A 22,564-nucleotide genomic window follows, 5' to 3' on the forward strand; every position below is an offset into this window, starting at 1 on the left:
CCCCCCCCCCCCCCCCCCCCCCCCCCCCCCCCCCCCCCCCCCCCCCCCCCCCCGGGGGGCGGGGGGGGGGGCCCCCCCCCCCCCCCCCCCCCCCCCCCCCCCCCCCCCCCCCCCTCCCGCCCCCCCCCCCCCCCCCCCCCCCCGCCCTGGCCGCGGCCGCCGCCGCCCCCGCGGCGCCCGCAGCCGCACCGGCTCCGAAGATCGACTCCGGCGACACCGCCTGGATGCTGACTTCGACGCTTCTCGTGATCCTGATGACCATCCCCGGCCTCGCGCTGTTCTATGGCGGCCTGGGCCGCTCGAAGAACATGCTGTCGGTGCTGATGCAGGTCTTCGTGATCTTCTCGCTGATCAGCATCCTGTGGGCCGTCTACGGCTACAGCCTGGCCTTCTCGGGCGACGGCAACTTCCTGGGGACCTTCGACAAGATCTTCATGAAGGGCATCACGCAGGAGACCTTCGGCGCGCTGACCACGATTCCCGAATACGTGTTCGTCGCCTTCCAGGGCACCTTCGCAGCCATCACCGTGGCGCTGATCGTCGGCGCCTTCGCAGAGCGTGCCAAGTTCTCGGCCGTGCTGCTCTTCTCGGTGCTGTGGTTCACCTTCAGCTACGTGCCGATCGCCCACATCGTGTGGGGCGGCGGCCTGCTGGGCAAGGACGGCGCGCTGGACTTCGCCGGCGGCACTGTGGTGCACATCAACGCCGGTGTGGCCGGCCTGGTCGGTGCCTACATGGTCGGCAAGCGCGTCGGCTACGGCAAGGAAGCGTTCACGCCTCACTCGCTCACGCTCACCATGGTCGGCGCTTCGCTGCTGTGGGTCGGCTGGTTCGGCTTCAACGCCGGCTCGGCCGGTGCTGCCAACGCCGTCGCCGGCCTGGCCTTCATCAACACGGTGCTCGCCACCGCTGCCGCGGCGCTGTCGTGGATCCTGGGTGAGAGCCTGCACAAGGGCAAGGCCTCGATGCTGGGTGCCGCGTCCGGCGCCGTGGCCGGCCTCGTGGCCGTCACGCCGGCAGCCGGCTTCGTCGGCCCGATGGGTTCGATCGTGCTCGGCCTGCTGGCCGGCCTGGTCTGCCTGTGGGGCGTGGGTGGCCTGAAGCGCATGCTCGGCGCGGACGACGCGTTCGACGTGTTCGGCGTGCACGGCGTGGGCGGCATCCTGGGTGCCATCCTGACCGGCGTGTTCGCGGCCAAGGGCCTCGGCGGCACCGGCGGCGCAACGCCCGACACCTTCGCGATGGGCGCACAGGTCTGGATCCAGATCAAGAGCGTGGCGCTCACGGTCGTGTGGTCCGGCGTGGTGGCCTTCATCGCCTACAAGATCGCCGACCTGACCCTCGGCCTGCGTGTGTCGGAAGAAGAAGAGCGCGAAGGCCTCGACATCTCCTCGCACGGCGAGACCGCATATAACAGGTAAACCCCCAGGCTACGCGCACTTCGTGTCGCTACGCCAACCCCCTTGCGGGGGGTAACACCAGCGGCCCGGCAAAGCCGGTTCCGCGGTGCCCACCGATTGAAGAAAAAGTTTTCAAGCGAGGTCTCCTTTGGATGTTCAGCCCGCGAGCGCTCCGGCGCCAGCGGGCTTTTTTTTGCCCGCCGCCGCGATGGCCGGGGGCACAATCGCGACACCATGTGGACCTCCATCGAAGACAGCCTCTGCGAGCTCGGCGAGTCGCCGTTCTGGCACCCGGAAGAACGCTCGCTCTACTGGCTCGACATTCCCGGGCGTGCCGTGCTGCGCACGCGCGGCGACATCGGCTCGCCGGAGGCGAAGGTAGAGCGATGGCCCTTGTCCACCGAGCCCGGCTGCATGGCGCCGGCGCGCAGCGGCGGCCTCGTGATCGCATTGCGCGACGGCATCTACCGCGCGCGCCAATGGGGTGGCGAATTGGTCGCGATGGCGCGCGTGGAGCATGACGTGAGCACCATGCGCTTCAACGACGGCAAGTGCGATGCGCTGGGCCGCTTCTGGGCCGGCTCGATCAACGAGGCCAAGGACCGTGCCAATGCCGCGCTCTATTGCCTCGACGCACGCAGCAACACCGGCATCTCGCCGACCATCACGCAGATGGCCAACCAGGCCACCACCGCCAACGGCCTCGCGTTCTCGCCCGACGCCCGCACGCTCTATTGGGCCGACACCCCCGCACACGTGGTGCGCGCGTGGGACTGGGACGCCGAGGGCAACTCGCTCTCGCGCGCCCGCGTGTTCCAGCAGTTCGACGCCAAGCCCGAGGGCTGGTCGCCAGACTCGCTGCTGCACTACGGGGGGCGCCCCGACGGCGCCACCATCGACGCCGAAGGCCACTACTGGGTGGCGATGTTCGAAGGCGCGCAGCTGCTGCGTTTCTCGCCCTCGGGCCAGCAAGTGGCGGCCGTGCCGGTGCCCGTCCAGTGCCCGACCATGCCCTGCTTCGGCGGCGACGACCTGAAGACGCTGTTCGTCACCAGCGGCCGCAAGGGTCGGCCCGCCGCCGAGATCGAGCAGCGGCCGGCCTCGGGGACGGTGATCTCGATGCAGGTCGAGACGCGAGGGTTGCCTGTGAACTTCTTCGAGGACTGATTGGCGTGAAGCGCGTTGTTCGGGGTGCGATCACGCCGACGGGGGACATTCGCGGAGGGGGGTACCCGGTGTCCTGCGCGCGCGCCCAGAACGCGATCGTCCCGCAAAGAAGCTAAGACGCCATGGCTGCGCAGCACATCCCCCCGATCCAATGCCTGCTGACCTTCGAGGCCGTCGCAAGGTTGCGGCACGCGGGCCGCGCGGCCGACGAGCTGTGCGTCACGCCCAGCGCGGTGAGCCACCGCATCCGCCAGCTCGAATCGCACGTCGGCTTCAAGCTCTTCGGCCGCAGCGACTTCAGCCTCACGGCAGACGGCGCGGCCTACCTCGCCAACGTGCGCACGGGGCTCGCCGCGCTGCAGGCCATGCCGCTCGGCGCCAACGCCGCGCAGCGCGCCACTCGCCTGCGCATTGCCGTCACGCCCACCTTCAGCCGGCAGTTCCTCATGCCCCGACTGGAGCTGTTCCGCAACATCTACCCCGACATCGAGCTGGTGCTGCAGGTGTCGATCCCGCTGCTCGACGTGACGGCCGAGCAGGCCGACCTCGAAGTGCGCTACGGCCCCGGCGGGTATGCCGACTGCGAGCACCGGCTGCTGCTCGAGGAGCAGGTGGTGCCCGCGTGCAGCCCCAGCTACCTCAACGAGTTCGGGCCGTTCACGGGTTTTCGCACCGCGGCCGAGATCGCCAGCGCGCGGCTGATCCGCAGCCCGCTCGAACCCTGGGGCACCTGGTTCGCGAGCTGCGGGCTCGACCAGCCCGAGCCGAACATCGGCGCGCAGTTCAACGACCTGGGACTCGTGTACGACGCCGCCGCCAGCGGCTTCGGCATTGCGCTGGTGCGGCAGAAGCTGGGCGCCGCGTGGTTCGAATCGGGCCGGCTGGTCGCGCTGTCCGAGCAGGCCGTGCCGTCGCCGCACCGGCACTACGTCTGCTGGCAGCCGGGCACGCTGGAGCGCTGGGAGTGCGCGGCCTTCGCCGATTGGCTGGAACAGAGCCTGCGCTGAAGAACCAATCACCACGTTCGCGAAGTTCTTTCAAGCGCCCGGCAAAAATCCGTCAACCCAGGGCCGCCGCAATTCCGTAGAGTGCGTGAAATAAACCCTGAGACATCCCGCGAGCAGAAGAAAGCAGAAAGAGGTCGCCGCATGAATGCGCCGCTCACCCCCACGCAGCACGATTCGCTGCAGAAAACACAGCGCCAGTCCGAAGTGGTGCGCGCGCTGCAGGCGCATCTGCCCGCCCACGCGCTGATCTGGCAGGCCGAAGACACCACGCCCTACGAGTGCGACGGCCTCACCGCCTACCGCGCCCGCCCGCTGGTGGTGGCCCTGCCCGAGACCGAGGCGCAGGTGGCCGCCGTGCTCAAGGCCTGCCACCAACTCGGCGTGCCCGTGGTGGCGCGCGGCGCGGGCACCGGGCTCTCGGGCGGCGCCATGCCGCACACCATGGGCGTGACCATGTCGCTGGCCAAGTTCAACCGCATCCTGAAGATCGATCCGGTGGGCCGCACGGCCGTCGTGCAGTGCGGCGTGCGCAACCTCGCCATCAGCGAGGCGGCCGCGCCTTTCAACCTGTACTACGCACCCGACCCGTCGAGCCAGATCGCCTGCACCATCGGCGGCAACGTGGCCGAGAACTCGGGCGGCGTGCACTGCCTGAAGTACGGCCTGACGCTGCACAACGTGCTGCGCGTGCGCGGCTTCACGGCCGAGGGCGAGCCCATCGAGTTCGGTGGCGAGGCGCTCGACGCGCCGGGGCTCGACCTGCTCGCGTTGGTCATCGGCAGCGAAGGCATGCTGGCCGTGACCACCGAGGTCACCGTCAAGCTCGTACCGAAACCGCAGCTCGCGCGCTGCATCATGGCCAGCTTCGACGACGTGCGAAAGGCCGGCGACGCGGTGGCCGCGGTGATCGCGGCCGGCATCATCCCGGCGGGCCTGGAGATGATGGACAAGCCCATGACCGCCGCCGTCGAAGACTTCGTGCGCGCGGGCTACGACCTCGACGCGGCGGCCATCCTGCTGTGCGAATCCGACGGCACACCCGAAGAGGTCGAGGAAGAAATCGGCCGCATGACCGCCGTGCTGCGCGGCTGCGGCGCCACCGCCATCGCGTGCAGCAACAGCGAGGAAGAGCGCATGAAGTTCTGGAGCGGACGCAAGAACGCGTTCCCCGCCTCGGGCCGCATCAGCCCCGACTACATGTGCCTCGACTCGACCATCCCGCGCAAGCGGCTCGCGGACATCCTGCTGGCCATCCAGCAGATGGAGAAGAAATACAACCTGCGCTGCTGCAACGTGTTCCACGCGGGCGACGGCAACCTGCATCCACTGGTGCTGTTCGATGCCAACGACCCCGACGAGCTGCACCGTTGCGAACTGTTCGGCGCCGACATCCTCGAGACCAGTGTCGCGATGGGCGGCACGGTATCGGGCGAGCACGGCGTAGGCGTGGAGAAGCTCAACAGCATGTGCGTTCAGTTCACGGCGGCCGAGAACGAGCAGATGTTCGGCGTGAAGCGCGCCTTCGATCCCGAGGGCATGCTGAATCCCGGCAAGGTGATTCCCACGCTTCAGCGCTGCGCCGAGTACGGCAAGCAGGTCGTGCGCGGGGGGAAGTTGCAGCATCCGGATCTGCCGAGGTTCTGAGATGGGGACCTGTTTTTCTAACCCGTGGGTTCATTCGGGGCGCGATCACGCCGACGGGGGACATCCGCGGAGGGGAGCACCCGGTGGCCTGTGCACGCACCCCGAACAACAGCACTCACGATGGAGCGCCAGATGAGTACCGACACAGCACTCCACCAGATCGTCGAGCGCATCCGTGCCGCAGCTGCAGCCAATACGCCGCTGTGCATCCGCGGCGGCGGCACCAAGGATTTCTACGGCGAAACACCGCAGGGTGAACTGCTCGACATGCGAGCGCTCACCGGCATCACGAGCTACGAGCCAAGCGAGCTGGTCGTCACTGTGCGCGCCGGCACGCCGCTCGCCGAACTGGAAGCGGTGCTTGCGGAAAAAGGCCAGTGCCTGCCGTTCGAGCCGCCACGCTTCGGCGGAAACGGCACCGTCTGCGGCATGGTCGCGGCCGGCCTCAGCGGACCCGCGCGCGCGAGCGTCGGCGCGGTGCGCGACTACGTGCTCGGCGCCACGCTGGTCAACGGCCGCGGCGAGCTGCTGACCTTCGGCGGGCAGGTGATGAAGAACGTCGCGGGCTACGACGTTTCGCGCGTGCTGGCCGGTTCGCTCGGCACGCTGGGCGTGATCGCCGAAGTGAGCCTCAAGGTACTGCCTGTCGCGCCTGCCGAGGCCACGCTAGCATTCGCCTGCGGCCAGGCCGATGCGCTGCGCCTGCTCAACGAATGGGGCGGGCGGCCACTGCCGCTGAATGCGAGCTGCTGGTTTGAATACGAAGGCGCGGGTGCGCTTTACCTGCGCCTGCGCGGCGCCGCGGCCGCCGTGGAAGCCGCATGCACACACCTCGGCGGCGAGCGCAAGAACAACGCGCGTGCCGCCGCCGAATGGCAATCGCTGCGCGACCAGCAACTGCCGTGGTTCGCCACCGACGAAGGCACGGACGCGCTCTGGCGCCTGTCGGTGCCGCAGACCGCGCCGGTGCTCTCGCTCGACGGCGCCGCGCCCTTGATCGAATGGCACGGCGGCCAGCGCTGGTACAAGGCGCGGCCCGATCAGGCCGCGCGCGTCCGCGAGATCGCGCGCGCCGCGGGCGGTCACGCCACGCTGTTCCGCCCGCCCCGGTCGGACACCCAAGGCAAGGTCCCGCGCTTCGACGCGTTGAGCGCGCCCGTCGAACGCATCCAGCGCGCGCTGATGCGCGAGTTCGATCCGCACGGCCTCTTCAACCGCGGCCGCCTGCTCGCCTCCACGTAGAACAAGAACCGACATGCAAACCGAGCTCGCCCCCGAATTCCGCGGCACCGACGAAGGCCGCGAAGCCGAAGCCATCCTGCGCAAGTGCGTGCACTGCGGCTTCTGCACCGCCACCTGCCCCACCTACCAGCTGCTCGGCGACGAGCTCGACGGCCCGCGCGGGCGCATCTACCTCATCAAGCAGGTGCTCGAAGGCAAGGCGCCGACGCGCAGCACGCAGCTGCACCTCGACCGCTGCCTGACCTGCCGCAACTGCGAGAGCACCTGCCCGAGCGGCGTGCAGTACGGCAACCTCGTCGACATCGGCCGCAGGATCGTCGACGAGAAGGTGCCGCGCCCCGCGATGGAGTCGGCGCAGCGCTGGCTGCTGAAAGAGGGCCTGCCGTCGCCGCTGTTCGGCCCGGCGATGAAGCTCGGCCAGTCGGTGCGCGGCGTCTTGCCCGAGGCGCTGAAAGCCAAGGTGCCCGCCAGGCAGGATGCCGGCGCCTGGCCCACCGCCACGCACGCGCGCAAGGTGCTGATGCTCGCGGGCTGCGTGCAGCCGTCGATGATGCCGAACATCAACAGTGCCACCGCACGCGTGCTCGACGCGGCCGGCATACAGGCGGTGATCGCACCCGAGGCCGGCTGCTGCGGCGCGGTGAAGTTCCACCTCAACGACCAGGACGGAGGCAAGGCGCAGATGCGCGCCAACATCGATGCGTGGTGGCCTTTCGTGGAGCGCAACGAGGTGGAGGCCATCGTGATGAACGCTTCGGGCTGTGGTGTCACCGTGCGCGAGTACGGCCACATCCTGCAGCACGACGCGGCCTACGCGCTGAAGGCGGCACGCATCGGCGAGCTCACGCGCGACCTGAGCGAATTGCTGCCGGACCTCGTGCCTGCCCTGAAGGCCCGCGTGCGCGCGCCGCAGGGCGTGGTGGCCTACCACCCGCCGTGCACGCTGCAGCACGGCCAGAAGCTGCGCGGCGGCGTCGAGACGCATCTGCGCGCGCTGGGCTTCGACATCCGCGTGGCAATGAACGAATCGCACTTGTGCTGCGGCTCGGCCGGCACCTACTCGGTGCTGCAGCCCGAGCTGGCCTATCCGCTGCGCGACCGCAAGCTCGGCCACCTGGAGCAGCTGCAGCCGAGTGTCATCGCCTCGGCCAACATCGGCTGCATCACGCACCTGCAAAGCGGCAGCCGGGAGACGCCCGTGCGGCACTGGGTGGAACTGCTGGACGCGGCACTGGCGGCGGCCTGATCGCACACCGAAGAGCGCTCTGGTCCGACTCGCGCCATGGCAATTCGCGCCGCATCATGGCAGCACCGATTTTTCCAAGGAGCAAGCCTCATGTCTTCTGTTCAAGCAGCTTCCATCGTTCCGAAGAAGCACGTGCGGCACGCCCTGCTGGCGCTGGCTTGCGTGGCCGCTGCCGTTGGCGTGCAAGCCCAGTCGGCCATGCCGCAATGGAAGGGCGAGGGCGCGGTGCGCTATGTCTGCGGCGGCATCGGCTCGGACGAATCGACCGCGATGCGCGCGGCCATGAAGGAGCATCCTCTGGCGCTGCTCTTCGCGCGCTCCGACGGTGCCTACCTGACGGATGTCCAGGTCGACATCAAGGGCGCCGACGGCGCGCCTTCGCTGGGCCTGCGCGCCAGCGGGCCGGTCTGCCTGGTCGACCTGCCGGCGGGCCGCTACACCATCGACGCTGCCATGGCCGGCAGTGCCAAGAGCCAGACGGTGACGGTGGGCGGCGGCTCGAAGACCGTCGATTTCAGGTTCTGAGCTTCCGGTGCGCTCAGGGCGCGCCGCAGCGCAGCGGCAAGCTCAGCCAGAACGTGGTGCCCACGCCCGGTGCGCTCTGCGCCTCGATGCGCCCGCCGTGCTGCTGCACGACCGCGCGCACCACTGAAAACCCAAGGCCCATGCCGCGTGCGGCGGGCATCGGAGCAGGCGCGGCGGCAGCCTGATCTTCCTTGTGCATGGCAGGGCGCTGGCCGCGCGGCGTGGTCAGCAGGGCCTGCAGTTGCGAAGGCGTCATGCCCGAGCCTTCGTCGCTGACGGTGATGCGAACAACGCCTCCGCCGGGGCTCTGGAGATCGGGCATGGCCTCCATGCGCAGGCTCACGCAGCTGCCCTGGCTGCTGTGGCGGATGGCGTTGTTCAGCAGGTTCACGATGGCGCGCGTCAGCAGCGCGCCGTCGGCCCGGATCGTTGTTTCATCGGCTTCGTCGAGCCCCGTCTCCACGCGCACGCCATGGGTCCGGGCGTAGGGCCACACCTGATCCCGCGCGTCGAGCAGCACCGTGCCGACATGCGTTTCCGCAAAGCGGTAGTCGTTCGACCCGGCCTCGGTGTAGTCCATGAAATCTTCGGCCAGCGTGAGCGTGCGTTCTGCTTCCCGGCGGATCGCCCGCAGCAGGTCCGCCGGCGCCGGCGCCGGGGCTGCGTCCGTCTCGGCGTCATGCATCGACAACAGGCTGAGGATGGTGATCTGCGGGCTGCGCAGGTCGTGGGACAGAAAACGCCGCCATTCATCGCGCTGGCGCTGGGCTTTGCGCTCGGCGGTGAGTTCGGGCAGTGCCACGACCCAGCCCCGCTCGTCACGCGCCGCGGCGCCGAAGGGCGCGGCCTCGAACTGGAACACGTGCGCCTCGGTGGTCTGGTATTCGCCGCGCAGGCGCACGGTCCAGTGGGGGTGTTCCGCCGCCATCGCTGCATCGGCTTGCACCGTGGTCGCCAGGGTCGCGAGCAACCTGGGCAGCGACACACCCCTGAGTGCCGCTGCCTCGCCGTCGCGCGAAGGCGGCGCACCGGCGCGCAACAGGCGAAAGGCCGCGGCGTTGCTCGATCCGATGCGCCCGTCTTCGTCGCAGATCAGCATGGCGACGGGCACGGTGTGCATGGCTTCGTCCATCAGCTTCTGCATGCGCTGGACACGGGCAATGGCCCGGTCCAGGGCCTGCTTGGGTTGCTGCGCGGAATCGGCCGCCGCAGGCGCGAGGGCCGGGAGCATCTCGAAGGCGCCGGCCGGAAGCATGTCCAGCGCCTGGGCGCGCTCGCGCAGAAAGGCGAACTGAGACTCCAGCCGCCGCCAACTCCACAGCAGGTAGAGGATGGCGAGCCCCGATATGGGGGCCGCCGGGGGCAGCCACCAGTGCCGCGCGAGCATGGCGGCGATGCTGAGCAGCAGGCAGGTCGCGGCCAGGCTGAAGGCGACCGGCAAGGCGTGGTGCGCCATGCGGATCAGCAGCCACAGCGCGATCCAGATCGGCACCACCGTCCATGCCGCATAGGCGAGTGGCGGCAGCACGCTGATGTTGCGGGCATGAAGCAGGTTGTCGATCGCATTGGCGTGCACCTCGACGCCGGACAGCACGCCCCGGACGCCCGCATGGGGTGCCAGCGTCTGGTCGCCGAGGCCTGGGGCCGTGGCGCCGATGAGCAGCAGCTTGCCCTGCAGCAGCTCACCGGGCACTTCCCCACGCAGTGCGCTCACATACGACACCGTGCGGTAGCTGCCGCGCGGGCCGGCGAACAGCAGGCGCAGCGGGTCCTCGCGCACCCAGGTGCCGGACGGTGCCGCCGGGGGCGCCTGCGACGGGACGCGGCCCGTCATGAGCGCCCCCACATAGGGCTGCAGGTGCCCGGCGTATCCCTCGCGCAGGTACAGCGTGCGCGCCACCCCGTCGGAATCCGGCGTCAGGCCCGCATGGCCGACGCCCCTGGCGCGTTCGGCGAATACCGCGAGCGGCGGCAGGAAGCCCGGCCAGTTCTCGCTCATCGACGCCAACGGCGGGGCATGCAGCAGCGGCAGGTAGACCGGCAGCTTGCCCATGGCTTGCGCCAGCCGCTCGTCATCCCGCGGGTTGATGCTGGGCTCGGTCAGGAAAAGATCCAGCAGCACCGCGCGCGGTGCATGGGGCGCCAGTCGCTCCAGCAGCCGGGCGTGGGTTTCCCTGGACCAAGGCCAGCGGCCGAGTTCGCCCAGGCTGCGTTCGTCGATCGCGATGATCATGATGTCGGGCGTCGCGGTGTGCGATGCAAGGCGCAGCATCCGGTCATGGATCGAGGCATCGATCTGCGTCACGATGGGGCGCTGCGCCAGTCCCAGCATGGCAATGGGTAACAGCAGCGCCATCAACAGCCGTTCGATGACGAGCCGCGTGCGCATTGCGAAGGCCCGGCTCAACGCGCGGGAATGTCGAAGCTTCCGCCGAAGCCCTGCCGGGGGCTCGCGGGTTCAGTGCTGCCCGGCTGCTGCTCGCGCACGCGCCAGTGGTAGCGGCCGCCGACCGCGAAGGGGCCCACCGTCATGCCCGTGGCGTAGACAGCCGGCTCGCTGAGCAGCAGCAGCGAGAAGTCGGCGCTGCGCGAAAGCTCGAAGGCGTAGCGCCGACCGGAAACCCCGGGCCACCGGATCTCGACGCGGCCGTCGGCTATCGGCGTGGCCGTTCCTGCGCTGCTGCCCTGTCCACTTGCACTGGATGGCGGCAGGTAGACCGTGCTGTCGCCCGGCAATCCCTCGAGCTGTGCGGCATCGAAGGCGGTGAGGCGAAGCTGGTAGAAGCCGGGCTCGATTTCGGGCGGCACGGTGAATGCGGGGCCGGTGCCGCGCTGCTCGTGCACCGGCAGCAGGACGCGCTCGTCGCGCGCGAGCTGCAACCGGTAGCCCTTGGCGTTCGCGACCGGCACGAGTTCGAGCGTCCGGTCGCCGCTTCGGGGCCCGGTGGCAGGCAGGAGCTGGGGCGCCGTCAGCAGGGTGCGCGCCTCGGCGCTGCCGTCTTCCAGCAGGACGGCGCCGTGGCCCGCGCGCAGTACGAGGGCAGGAGCTGCAGGCGCTGCGGGCCGCTGCGGGTCTTGTCGTCCTGCCGCGGCGCTCTTGCCGACCGACACTTCGCCTTCGATGACCTCGCTGGCCAGCAAGCCGCCTTCGTCGCGCACGCGGAAATGGGTGCCGCGCACGCCCAGGCCCAGCGACCGCGCACGGATCTCGAACTGCTGACTGGGCCGCTGCTTCTGGACTTGCGACTCCACGCGCCCTTCGATGAGCCGCAGCCTGACCGTCGCGGCATCGATCGCCAGCACTTCGAGCGCACTGCGGGAGGGCAGCACGACGCGGCTGCCGCCAGGCAGGCCCAGGGTGACGAAGGCCTCGCCGCCGGTGGTGAGGATGTCGCCCGGCTGGATCGGCATGCCGGGGGAGAGCGCCTGTTCGCCCCCGCTGCCGCCGCGGCGGCGCGAGGCCGCTCCTTCGACTGCCGTCACCACGGCTGCGCCCTCGGGCACGATGCGGCCGTCCGCGAAATACAGCACCGTGCCGGGTTGCAGCAGGCGAGGCTCGCCGACCTGGTTGCGCTGCTGCACCTCGGGCCAGCGCTGCGGTGCCTGCAGGCGCTGCCCCGTGATGCCCCAGAGTGTTTCGCCGGGCTGCACCACGTGCGGCGTCGGCTGCGACTGTGCGGACACCGCGAATGCAATGAACCATGCGCATGCCACCAGCTGCCTGCACTGCACCGCTTGAGAATCTCCCCTCGTTCCGTGATCGCTCTTTGTCATGTCGGAATCGTTCTGGTTGGCGGGAGCATAGTCGTTGCCCCCTGCGGCACCATCAGGGTTCCTCCTGCCGGGTGGCTTCGAGCCGATAGCCGCGTCCATAGACCGTGCGCAGGCTCAGCCCGCGCTCCGCCTCCAGCCCGAGCTTGCTGCGCAAGCGGTAGATGTGGCTGTCCAGTGTGCGCGACGGCAGCTCTTCGCTGCTGTAGCCGGCGCTTTCCAGGAGATGGGCGCGCGACACCACGCCGCCCATGTGCTGGAACAAGACCAGCACCAGCTTGAACTCGCGGTCGGTGAGCGCATGCCGCTCGGGCGGTGCGCTGTCCGGCGGAACCGGATGGATCAGCACGTTCTGCGTGAGCCTGTCGAACTCCCATCGGCCGAAGCGCTCCCGGTCCGACTGCGCCACCGGCGAGCGCCTGGCCATCAGGCGCTGCACGCGCGCACGCAACTCCAGCGGGCGGAACGGCTTGACGATGTAGTCGTCGGCGCCGAAGTTCAGCGCCTGCACCACGTCCTGCTCCGAGGTCCGGGAACTGAGCATGAGCACGGGCACCAGGTCGCGCTGCCAGGTGCGCAGCCATTTCAGCAACTCGAGCCCTTCCAGCCCCGGCACGTTCCAGTCGAGCACCAGCAGGTCGAAGCTTTCCCGCCGCAGCACCTGCTGCAGCGCGGCGCCGTCGGTGAAGGCCGTGCACGCCACCGTCGTTTCTCCCACCGTGAACAGCTGCTCCATCGTCCGCACGAGGTGGGACAGCTGGTCGGGGTCGTCTTCGAGGATGGCGATGCGCATGGGGTCCGTTCGTTTGGCGGCGGGATTCTGACAGCGAATCGAAGGACCAAATCTGACGATTTCACACAAACCGCCGCAGTTACTCGAAGGATGCGAACAGTGTAAAAAAAATTCACAAACCGACACGAAAAGTGCCGGCAATTCTGACGAAACCTCGTGGCGTGTCCGCGCCGCGGAACCTCCCTCGACATCATCCGCGCCCTGTGCAGTGCCGGCCGGTGCTGCGATCTCGCAAAAGCCACAGTCTCCCGTGCCCGGTCATGGACGAGGTTGTGCATGCAACCTGATTGATCGAGGAAGACTGAAATGAACAAGACCTACCGGTCTGTGTGGAACGAGGCGCTGAGTGCCTGGGTGGCTGTGAGCGAGGTTGGGGCCGCGCGTGGAAAGAAGTGCCGCGGAGTCGGTGGTGCGCGGGTGCGGGCTGCGGCACTTGCGGCGGCGTGTGCAATGAGTTCGACCGCGTGGGCGGATACGGCCATTGGTGCCAACTTGACTCCCAATCCCGGTGGGGCCGTTTGCTCCACCAGTACCTCGCCGGCAACCTCAACTTCCACCTGGACCTGCCAAGTACCCAACGGCAGCGGGGGTTTTGCCACCATGTCCGGCATCCCGAGCACGGCGGCAGGGACTCCTGACACGTCCTTCCTTTCCACACTCATCTCGGCCAACCTGGGCGCCGGTGCGGTTCTCATCGGATCGACCACCACCTCTGCGGCAGGAAAAAATGCCATCGCGATCGGCGGCGGGGCGAAGGCTGTGAGTGAGAACGCGATCGTGATGGGTGCCCAGGCGGGAACCGGATCGACCGCCGTCTCTTACAACCAGATTGCGCTGGGCTACAGGACGGGACAGAGGGTCAGCGGCTCGAACAACATCGCTCTAGGCATGGATACCGGCAGCGGCGTTTCGGGGAGCAACAACATCTCCCTCGGCCAGACCTCCGGGATGTATGTCACCGGCGCAGGCAATCTCAGCATGGGTCTTGGCGCTGGCTACAGGGTCGCAGGGAGTGGAAATATCGCGTTCGGCGCGAATACCGCCCAGAGCGTGACCGGCGATCGCAACGTCGCCATCGGAGACGGTGCGGGCTACACCATCACGGCCAGCGAAACGGTGGCGCTCGGCTACTTGTCGAATGCAAGCAGGGGTGGCGGTGCGGCGCTCGGCACCCACACTTCTGTGACGGTCGCCGACGGCGTGGCTCTCGGCAGCAACTCAGTGGCCAGTACTTCTGCGAACGGTGTGGGCTTCGTTCCTGCGACCGCGTCGGCGGCCGAAAAAACCGCCATCGTGAACACCACGTTCGGGTCATTGGCTCCAGTATCGGTGGGCTCCGCTTTATCCGGCACGAGACAAATCCAGTATGTGGCGGCAGGCACGGTCGACAGCGACGCGGTCAACGTCGCACAACTCAAGGCCGTGTCCAGCGCGGCGGCGGTAGGGGCTGTGCATTACTACAGCGTCAAATCGACCGATCAGAGTGCTGGTAGCAACTATGCCAACGACGGCGCCACGGGCTTCAATTCAATGGCTGCCGGCGTGGGGGCAACAGCAGCGACGCAGGGTTCCGTTGCGATCGGACACGGCGCCAAGACGATCCTGTCTCCTGCTTCTGTCGGCGGTATCGCGATCGGGGAATCCGCGACGGCAATGGGTTCGAATATCGCCATCGGACAAAGGGCAGGCGAATCTTCCACCTCAAGCAACAGCTACTTCATCGGTGAATCGGCGGGCCAGGGATCCAGCACGAACGGATCGATCGCGGTTGGGTACCAAGCAGCTTCGCGATCGACAGCGACCACCAGCTCCTTTTTTGGTGCGAACGCGGGCAGCGACTCCTCGGGCTACGGACTGGCCGGTTTTGGGACCTTCGCGTTGGAAGGAAGCCAGGGGGATTCAAATGCAGGCTTCGGCTATTCGGCGGGCAGTTCTTCGACCGGATCCAGCAATTCGTCCTTTGGTAGCGGCGCAGGCACGTCCGTCACGGGGAACTCCAATGTTGCGATTGGAGACTCCTCGGGCGGGGGCGTGAAGGGCGACTACAACTTTGCAGGAGGCTATGCGTCAGGCTACGGAAGCACCGGCAGTCGCAACGTCGCAATCGGCTATTTCGCGAACGTCGATGAAGCGACTGCTGCTGGTGTCACGGCCAACGATGTTGTCGCCATCGGATCCAGAGCATTGGCCGGCAAGGACAGCGCCATAGCGATCGGCACCGGCGCAAAAGCCACAGGCCTGCAGTCCATCAGCATCGGCACCGGCAACGCGGTCGGCGGCGACCACTCGGGCGCCGTCGGCGACCCCAGCATCATCAACGGCGCCAACAGCTACAGCGTCGGCAACAACAACACCATTGGCGCCACCACCAGCGATGCTTTCGTGCTGGGCAACAACGTCCACCTGGGCGCCGATGCGGCCGGCGCCACGACCGCCAGCGTCAGCGGGGCCGTGGCGCTGGGCAGCGACACCAGCGTGACGCAGCCTGGCGGCGTGGCACTGGGGCAGGGGTCGGTGGCAAGCACGGCAGCGGGCATCGCGCCCTACGTTCCACCGAGCGCCGCCGCGGCACAGGCCAGCGCCATCACCTCAACCACCGGCACACTGGCGGCCGTCAGCGTGGGCGACGCGGCCAACGGCAAGTTCCGCCAGATCACCGGCGTGGCCGCCGGCGCCGCGGACAGCGATGCGGTCAACGTGAGCCAGCTCAAGGCGGTGTCCAGCGCGGCGGCGGCGGGCGCGGTGCACTACTACAGCGTGAACGACGGGGGCACGCAGCAAGGCAACTACAGCAACAATGGCGCCACGGGACTGAACAGCCTGGCGGCGGGCGTGAATGCGACGGCGCAGGCCGCCAATTCGGTTTCCATGGGCAACGGCGCGAGCGTGGGAGCTATCGCCACCGGCGGCATCGCCATCGGCACGGGCGCGTCGGTGTCGGGGACCGTTTCCACCGGCGCGACCACGCCTTCGACGTTCTACTCGTCGATCGCCATCGGCAACAACGCGAAGTCGCATGACGCGCAGGAAGTGGTCATCGGCACCAATGCAGGTTTGAACGCCACCATGCTGGCGCAGCCGGGCTACCTGTCCGACAGCGTGATGGTCGGGGCGCAGGCGGGCACCAACTCGAAGTACCAGTATGCGACCTTCATCGGCCAGGAGGCCGGGCGCAATACCAACGGTGTCCACAACACCGCTGTCGGCCAGAACGCGATGCGTTTCATGGACGGCAGCGCCAACACGGCGCTGGGCAGCAATGCGCTGGCATCGGCCAATGCTTCGGGTCTCAATCCGGCGTCGGGGTCCAGCAATACGGGCATCGGTTCCGGGGCCGGGGTCAGCCTGCAAGGCAGCGGAAATGCCTACCTGGGCGCCTCAGCGGGGGCGGACACGATAGGCAGCAACAATGTAGCCAGCGGCAACAGCGCCGGGGCTTCCGTCGAAGGCAGCGGCAACGTCGCGAGCGGCTACGTCGCAGGCTATAACGTGACCGGCAGCAACAATGTCGCGAGCGGCTTCCTGACGGGCATCAACGTGACCGGCGACTACAACATCGCCAGCGGTTTCATGGCCGGTACGGGCATCACCGCCAATGACACCGTGGCCATTGGCTCGCAAGCGCGGGCCTCTCAGAACAGCGCTATCGCCATCGGCAACGGCGCCCGTGCGAACGGCCTCCAGTCGATCAGCATCGGCACCGGCAACCAGGTCAATGGCGCGCATTCCGGCGCCATCGGCGACCCCAGCTATATCGACGCCGACGACAGCTACGCCATCGGCAACAACAACACCATCGCGGTCGGCGCCAACCAGAGCTTCGTGCTCGGCAACAACGTCACGGTGGCCAACGCCAACAACGTGGTGCTCGGCAACGACAGCGCCGACAAGGCGGCCGTGCAGGTCAGCAGCGCCACGGTGCCGGGCGTGATCGCCACGCTCAATCCGGACGGCTCGGTCAGCTATGCGCCGGGGCCGTCCATCACCTACGGCAACTTTGCCGGCACCGCCGCGGGCGTGGTGAGTGTGGGCGCCCCCGGCGCCGAGCGGCAGATCGTCAACGTGGCGCCGGGCGAGATCAGCAGCACCAGCACGGATGCCATCAACGGCAGCCAGCTGTACGCGGTCGCCAGCACCGTCAATGCGCTGGGCGGCAGCATCACCACCATCGTCAACAACGCGCAGACGCACTACTACAGCGTGAACGACGGCGGCACCAGGCAGGGCAACTACGACAACAGCGGCGCGAGCGCGGCCAACAGCATTGCTGTCGGCGCGGGAGCGAGCGTCGGCTCCGGTGCGGTCAATTCGCTGGCCGTGGGCACCAATGCCAGTGCCACCACCGCCAACAGCGTGGCCGTAGGCCCGAACGCCACCGCCAGCACCGACAACAGCGTGGCGCTCGGCGCGGGCTCGACCACCGCCGCGGCCACGCCCACGGCCAGCACCACCATCCGGGGACAGACCTACGACTTCGCCGGCGCCGCACCGGTGGGCGTGGTCAGCGTCGGCGCGCCAGGGGCCGAGCGCCAGATCCAGAACGTGGCGGCCGGCCAGATCAGCGCCACCAGCACGGACGCGATCAACGGCAGCCAGCTCTATGCAACCAACCAGGCCATCAACAACATCCAGGTCGGTGGTGCAGGCATCAAGTACTTCCACGCCAACTCGCAGGCCGCGGACTCGCAGGCTGCCGGCGCGGAGAGCGTGGCCATCGGGCCGCAGGCGATCGCGCTGGGCAACAGCGCCTTTGCGGGCGGCAGCGGCGCGCAGGCGAATGGCGCAAGCAGCATCGCGCTGGGCGCGAATGCCATCGCCACCACCAGCAGCGGCGTGGCCCTTGGCAGCGGCGCATCGGCCGACCGCGCCGGCATGAACGGCCAGCGCGAGATGTTCTCGAACGTCTCGGTGCTGTCCGCGCAGGGCGCGGTGTCGGTGGGCAGTGCAGGCAACGAGCGCCAGATCACCAACGTCGCGGGCGGCACGCAGGCCACCGATGCGGTGAACGTGCGCCAGCTGCAGGCGGTGCAGGCCGGCAGCGTGCGCTACGACACGAACGTGGATGGCAGCGTCAACTACAACAGCGTGACGATGGGCAACGGCAGTGCCGCCGGGCCGGTGGCGGTGCACAACGTGGCGCCTGGCGTGGCGCCCACCGATGCCGTCAACGTGCAGCAGCTGAACCAGTCCAGCGCGGCCAACACGGCCTACACCGATGCGCGCGTCAACGCGCTCGGCAGCGACATCCGGGGCGTCGCGCGCAATGCCTACGCCGGCGTGGCCGCCGCCATGGCGGTGCAGATGCCCGGCACCTACGTGCCCGGCAAGACGGTGATGCGCATCGGCTACGGCGTCTTCAAGGGCGAGAGCGCGGTGGGCGTGAGCTTCCGCCGCACCTCGGAGAACAACGCATGGAGCCTGACGGGCGGCGTGGGCATGAGTCGCGCGGGAGCGGCCGCCACGGTCGGCGCCGAGTGGGTCTTCAATTGAGCGCGGGGAGAAGAGAAATCATGAATCGAACGATCTGTGGAACTGCACTGGCAGCGGCAATGCTGGTGCTCCAGGGCTGTGCGTCGCCGGGCGCCGCCATCGACAAGGACGCGCAGGCGCGCGTCGCATCGGAACGGCCGGAGGCGCCCAGGCCCGAGGACTTTCCGGACCTTGGCAGCGCCAAGTGGAAGCAGGGCGCCTTTCCCGGCACCGATGCATTCGCACGCATGCGCACCGGCATGGGCAAGGACCAGGTGCGCGAACTGCTGGGCTGGCCGCATTTCAGCGAAGGACTCTGGGGCGTGCGCGAGTGGAACTACATCTTCCACTTCCGCACGGGCAAGAGCGCCGACTATGTGACCTGCCAGTACATGGTGCGCTTCAGCGGCGACGGCGTGTCGACGGGCGGCTGGTGGAAGAACCCCGACTGCGCCTTGCTCGCGCAGCCGCCGGCGGCTACGCCGATTCCGGCCAGCACCAGGCTGGCGCCGCCGCAGAAGGTCACGTTGAATGCCGACGGCCTGTTCCGCTTCGACGGCTCTTCGCTGTCGGACCTTCTCCCCGACGGACAGGTGCGCATCGAGCGGCTGGCCGCCGAGCTGCGGGGCAACTTCAGGTCGCTGCACTACATCGTGGTGACGGGGCACACTGACCGGCTCGGCAGCGACGCCTACAACGAGGCGCTGTCGCTCGCCCGCGCCAACACCGTGCGCGATCTGCTGGTGAAGCAGGGCATCGACGGCAAGCTGATCCGCGCCGCGGGCATGGGCAAGCGCCAGCCGGTGGTCAGCGATTGCGAGGGCACGCGCAGTTCGCCGGCCCTGCTGCGCTGCCTGCAGCCGAACCGCCGCGTCGAGATCGACGTCGCCGGGGAGCAGTAGCCTGTGAACGCATCCTGGATCCCCAGGGAGTATCGGATTGCCCTGGTGGATTCGGATGCGCTGCAGCGCATCTGCACCTCCAATTCGCTGTCGGTCCTGGGCGCGGACAGCGCGCCTTTCGGCCGGATGTCCGAACTGGTAGCGGCGATCCGCGCAGGGCATCAGTTCGACGCCGTCATCATCGGGATCCATGCGGACGCCGCGAAGACGATCTCAAAGCTGTCCGACGTGGAGGATGCCGCGGGCCGGCCGCTTCCGGTGCTGTATGTCGCCCATCACACCGAGCTGCAGATCGTGCATCGGCTGCCTGCGCAGGTGCTGGCGCAGGAGTCGTTCCGGCTGCTGCCTTCGCCGGTCGACGAGGATGCGCTGATCGAGTGGCTGAACGCGCTGGATCGGCGCGATGGCCGGGATGGGCGGCACGCAGGCATCGGGTTCCTGCGCGTCGGGCCTTGATGAATCAGCCCGCCGCCAGCGCCGCCTCCACATCGCGCGTCAGCGAGGCCGGCGTGTCCAGCGGCGCGTAGCGCTTGAGCACGGTGCCGTCGCGCCCGATGAGGAACTTGGTGAAGTTCCACTTGATGGCCGTGCTGCCCAGCAGGCCCGGCTTTTCCTTCGTGAGCCACTGGTACAGCGGCGCGGCGTTGCTGCCGTTCACGTCGATCTTCTCCATCATCGGGAAGCTCACGCCGTAGTTCGTGGTGCAGAAGGCGCCGATTTCCTCGTTGGTGCCCGGGTCCTGCGCGCCGAACTGGTTCGACGGAAAGCCCAGCACCGCGAGCCCCTGGTCGGCGTACTTCTCGTGCAGCGCCTCCAGCCCCGCGAACTGCGGCGTGAAGCCGCATTTGCTGGCGGTGTTGACGATCAGCAGCACCTTGCCCTTGAAGGCGGAGAGCTTTACCGGCTTGCCGTCGATCCGGTTGGCCTCGAAGTCGTAGACGCTGGTCATGCTGTTTCCTCAGGTGGGGGAAGAGGCGCGATCATCACTCCGCCCGGGCGTTCGTGCAAACGCCGACCAGACGGCGCCCAGCACGATCAGCGCGCCGCCGGCGAGGATGCGCGGCTCCATCGTGGCCGCGCCGAGCGCCACCGACGACACGCTCGCGAACAGCACCTCCGACAGCATGATCACCGAGGTCGCGGCGGCCGGGAGCCGGGCCGCGCCGTACTGCAGGCACACGTTGGCGAAGACGAAGCCGGTGCCCAGCAGCACGGCCCAGCCGAGCCAGCCCGGCGAGGCGTGCAGCGGCGAATCGAACGCGCCGAGCGCGGTGCCGCCCAGCGCCGCGGCGCCGGCCACGAAGGCGCAGCCGCAGAACATCGACAGCGCGCGCGACTCGCCCGGCGCCTGTCGCAGGTGGCGCAGCGCGATGTTGGTGACGGCAAAGCTGAAGCCCGCCGCCATGCCCAGCCAGTCGGGCAGGCTCGACGGCACCGGCCATTCGGTGCCGGGCGCCTTCAGCACCACCACCACGCCGGTGAGCGCCAGCGCCACGCGCGCCAGCGCGCCACCGGTCGGCCGCTCGCCCAGCAGCAGCCAGCCCAGCAGCACGCTCCACAGCGGCATCAGGTAGAACAGCAGCACCACGCGCACCACGTCGCCCTGTGTCACGGCCCAGTTGAATCCCACGTTGGTGAAGCCGGCCGCGAGGCCCAGCAGTGCCAGCATCGGAAAGGCAATGAAACCTTTCCACGCGTGCCGTCGCAAAAGCCCCATCGCGGCGGCGATGACCAGGTAGATCAGGCAGGTGGTCCACAGCGGATGCAGGCCGTGGCTCGCGATCTGGCGAAACGGAAACCACGAAACGCCCCAGACGAAGGCGTTGAAGACGAGCGCGAGAGCTGCTTGCATTGGAGCGGAAATTTTCGTGGGGCACCGAGAAACCGGCTTTGCCGGGCCTCTGGTGTCGCCCCCGGCGAGGGGGAAGGCGCAGCGACACGAAGTGCGCGCAGCCTGGGGGAGGTCAATGATGCTTGTCGCTGCGGGCGATGGCCAGCAGATGCTCGATCTCTTCCGGGTATTTCTTCAGGTTGCTGTCGTACCAGTATTTGATGAGCCACATGCATCCCGCCACCACGAGGCCGAACGCACTGATCGCGCCGTACGCCGAGAGGCCGAGGCCCGTGCACACGCTGTAGAAGCCGCCGAGCAGGAGAATGCAGGCCTGCTCGTTGAAGTTCTGCACCGCGATGGAGCGGCCCGCGCCCATCAGGTTGTGGCCGCGGTGCTGCAGCAGCGCATTCATCGGCACCACCAGGAAACCGCCCAGGCCGCCCAGCAGGATCAGGAACGGCACCGCCAGCCACACGTTGCCGATGAAGTTCATGCAGATCACCATCAGTCCCATCGCGATGCCCATGGGGATCACTCGCGTGGCCATGTCCAGCCGCATGCGCATCGAGGCCACGATCGCGCCCACGGCCGTGCCGATGGTCACCACGCCCGTCAGCGCCGAGGCCTGCGTGGTGTTGTAGCCCAGAGCCAGCGAGGCCCAGGCCAGCACGATGTACTTGAGGTTGCCGCCCGCGCCCCAGAACAGCGTGGTGGTGGCCAGCGAGATCTGGCCAAGGCGGTCGCGCCACAGGCGGGCGTTGCAGTGCCAGAAGTCGGGCAGCAGCGCGGCGATGTTGCGCGCCAGGCCCTGTTCGGGGTTGGAGCGCAGCGGGCGCATCTCGACGCCGGTGTGCGGGATGCGCGTGTTGAACCATGCTGCCAGCACGTAGACAAAGATCAGCACCGAGATCGCGGCCTCGGCCGGTGAGTCGATGCCGGTGTCGATGAACGGGAGGTCGAAGGCCAGCAGTTTGCTGGAAATGGCATGCCCCACCAGCGAGCCGCCGAGCACGATGCCCAGCAGGATCGACGCGATGGTCAGTCCTTCGATCCAGCCGTTGGCCTTCACCAGTTGGGATGCCGGCAGCAGCTCGGTCAGGATGCCGTACTTTGCCGGCGAATACGCCGCGGCGCCGAGCCCCACGATCGAATACGACAGCAGCGGATGCGAGCCGAACAGCATCATCAGGCAGCCCACCACCTTGATGGCATTGCTGATGAACATCACCTTGCCTTTGGGCAAGGCGTCGGCAAAAGCGCCCACCAGCGGTGCCAGCACCACATAGAAGACCGCGAAGATAGGCACCAGGGCTGCGCGCTGCCATTCGGGCGCACCCGAACCTCGCATGAGGTCGACCGCAACAACGAAAAGCGCTTGGTCGGCCAGCGACGAAAAGAACTGGGCCGACATGATCGTGTAGAAACCGCGCTTCATCGATGGGCTGGCTGGCCAGAGGGGTCTGCTGGCGGTAGTGAAAAAGTGTTGCGCTGCGGGCGAATGGGCGGTTATAGCATGGGGGTGGGGCACGGAATTAGGGATCCCTACGGTGTTCAACCCCATTCC

Annotated in this window: 17 protein-coding genes and 2 pseudogenes; 12 read left to right on the plus strand and 7 right to left on the minus strand. The window is 68.3% G+C overall.

Features of this window, described 5'->3' with window-relative positions; genetic code table 11:
* The 7 genes from ACCD11_RS25250 to ACCD11_RS25280 form a co-directional block, all read left to right on the plus strand.
* A partial coding sequence (locus ACCD11_RS25250; protein ID WP_413315930.1) for an ammonium transporter occupies positions 1–1,421 on the plus strand: 1,421 nt, incomplete at its 5' end.
* A 213-nt stretch (positions 1,422–1,634) separates the two neighbouring features.
* Positions 1,635–2,567, plus strand: coding sequence for an SMP-30/gluconolactonase/LRE family protein (locus tag ACCD11_RS25255; protein WP_413315931.1), 933 nt, complete (start codon positions 1,635–1,637; stop codon positions 2,565–2,567).
* 122 nt (positions 2,568–2,689) lie between these two features.
* A complete protein-coding gene (locus tag ACCD11_RS25260; protein ID WP_413315932.1) occupies positions 2,690–3,574 on the plus strand; it encodes a LysR substrate-binding domain-containing protein in 885 nt (294 codons plus the stop codon).
* A gap of 141 nt (positions 3,575–3,715) precedes the next feature.
* A complete protein-coding gene (locus ACCD11_RS25265) occupies positions 3,716–5,218 on the plus strand; it encodes an FAD-linked oxidase C-terminal domain-containing protein (RefSeq protein WP_007833382.1) in 1,503 nt (500 codons plus the stop codon).
* A 132-nt stretch (positions 5,219–5,350) separates the two neighbouring features.
* Positions 5,351–6,460 carry a glycolate oxidase subunit GlcE gene (glcE, locus tag ACCD11_RS25270; protein ID WP_413315933.1) on the plus strand — a complete coding sequence of 370 codons (1,110 nt, stop codon included), beginning with the start codon at positions 5,351–5,353 and terminating at the stop codon, positions 6,458–6,460.
* A 13-nt stretch (positions 6,461–6,473) separates the two neighbouring features.
* Positions 6,474–7,706: a glycolate oxidase subunit GlcF gene (gene glcF / locus ACCD11_RS25275; protein ID WP_007831693.1), complete on the plus strand. Its 1,233-nt coding sequence runs from the start codon at positions 6,474–6,476 to the stop codon at positions 7,704–7,706.
* Between the two features lie 90 nt (positions 7,707–7,796).
* Positions 7,797–8,231, plus strand: coding sequence for a carboxypeptidase regulatory-like domain-containing protein (locus ACCD11_RS25280; RefSeq protein ID WP_413315934.1), 435 nt, complete (start codon positions 7,797–7,799; stop codon positions 8,229–8,231).
* Between the two features lie 13 nt (positions 8,232–8,244).
* On the opposite strand, the gene ACCD11_RS25285 is transcribed toward ACCD11_RS25280, so the two are convergent.
* The 3 genes from ACCD11_RS25285 to ACCD11_RS25295 all read right to left on the minus strand — a co-directional run bounded on the left by ACCD11_RS25285 (position 8,245) and on the right by ACCD11_RS25295 (position 12,795).
* The gene (locus tag ACCD11_RS25285) at positions 8,245–10,620 is read right to left on the minus strand and encodes a CHASE2 domain-containing protein (RefSeq protein ID WP_413315935.1); all 2,376 of its coding nucleotides are present in this window, start codon (positions 10,618–10,620) and stop codon (positions 8,245–8,247) included.
* A 14-nt stretch (positions 10,621–10,634) separates the two neighbouring features.
* Positions 10,635–11,915, minus strand: a complete 1,281-nt coding sequence (locus ACCD11_RS25290) for a FecR domain-containing protein (RefSeq protein WP_413315936.1) — start codon at positions 11,913–11,915, stop codon at positions 10,635–10,637.
* A gap of 142 nt (positions 11,916–12,057) precedes the next feature.
* The gene (locus ACCD11_RS25295; RefSeq protein WP_413315937.1) at positions 12,058–12,795 is read right to left on the minus strand and encodes a response regulator transcription factor; all 738 of its coding nucleotides are present in this window, start codon (positions 12,793–12,795) and stop codon (positions 12,058–12,060) included.
* A 306-nt stretch (positions 12,796–13,101) separates the two neighbouring features.
* Here ACCD11_RS25295 and ACCD11_RS25300 point away from each other — a divergent pair.
* Positions 13,102–13,578, plus strand: a pseudogene (locus ACCD11_RS25300) (ESPR domain-containing protein); the annotation flags it as partial.
* 344 nt (positions 13,579–13,922) lie between these two features.
* Here the strand turns inward: ACCD11_RS25300 and ACCD11_RS25305 are convergent.
* The gene (locus ACCD11_RS25305) at positions 13,923–14,198 is read right to left on the minus strand and encodes a hypothetical protein (protein ID WP_413315957.1); all 276 of its coding nucleotides are present in this window, start codon (positions 14,196–14,198) and stop codon (positions 13,923–13,925) included.
* Between the two features lie 4 nt (positions 14,199–14,202).
* Here ACCD11_RS25305 and ACCD11_RS25310 point away from each other — a divergent pair.
* From ACCD11_RS25310 to ACCD11_RS25325, 4 genes and pseudogenes are all read left to right on the plus strand, one after another.
* Positions 14,203–14,376, plus strand: a pseudogene (locus ACCD11_RS25310) (hypothetical protein); the annotation flags it as partial.
* A 450-nt stretch (positions 14,377–14,826) separates the two neighbouring features.
* Positions 14,827–18,285, plus strand: coding sequence for a YadA family autotransporter adhesin (locus ACCD11_RS25315; RefSeq protein WP_413315956.1), 3,459 nt, complete (start codon positions 14,827–14,829; stop codon positions 18,283–18,285).
* Positions 18,286–18,305: 20 nt separating this feature from the next.
* Positions 18,306–19,166, plus strand: a complete 861-nt coding sequence (locus tag ACCD11_RS25320) for an OmpA family protein (RefSeq protein WP_413315938.1) — start codon at positions 18,306–18,308, stop codon at positions 19,164–19,166.
* A 3-nt stretch (positions 19,167–19,169) separates the two neighbouring features.
* Positions 19,170–19,622 (plus strand): hypothetical protein, encoded by a 453-nt coding sequence (locus ACCD11_RS25325; RefSeq protein ID WP_413315939.1) that lies wholly within the window; start codon positions 19,170–19,172, stop codon positions 19,620–19,622.
* 4 nt (positions 19,623–19,626) lie between these two features.
* Here the strand turns inward: ACCD11_RS25325 and ACCD11_RS25330 are convergent, their stop codons facing one another.
* From ACCD11_RS25330 to lplT, 3 genes are all read right to left on the minus strand, one after another.
* The gene (locus ACCD11_RS25330) at positions 19,627–20,115 is read right to left on the minus strand and encodes a glutathione peroxidase (RefSeq protein ID WP_007831681.1); all 489 of its coding nucleotides are present in this window, start codon (positions 20,113–20,115) and stop codon (positions 19,627–19,629) included.
* Positions 20,116–20,124: 9 nt separating this feature from the next.
* Positions 20,125–21,018, minus strand: coding sequence for a DMT family transporter (locus ACCD11_RS25335; protein ID WP_413315940.1), 894 nt, complete (start codon positions 21,016–21,018; stop codon positions 20,125–20,127).
* Between the two features lie 112 nt (positions 21,019–21,130).
* Positions 21,131–22,435, minus strand: coding sequence for a lysophospholipid transporter LplT (gene lplT, locus ACCD11_RS25340; RefSeq protein WP_413315941.1), 1,305 nt, complete (start codon positions 22,433–22,435; stop codon positions 21,131–21,133).
* Positions 22,436–22,564 lie beyond the last annotated feature (129 nt).

Origin of the sequence: Variovorax sp. Varisp36, assembly GCF_047304235.1 — a bacterium.
Classification (GTDB): domain Bacteria; phylum Pseudomonadota; class Gammaproteobacteria; order Burkholderiales; family Burkholderiaceae_C; genus Variovorax.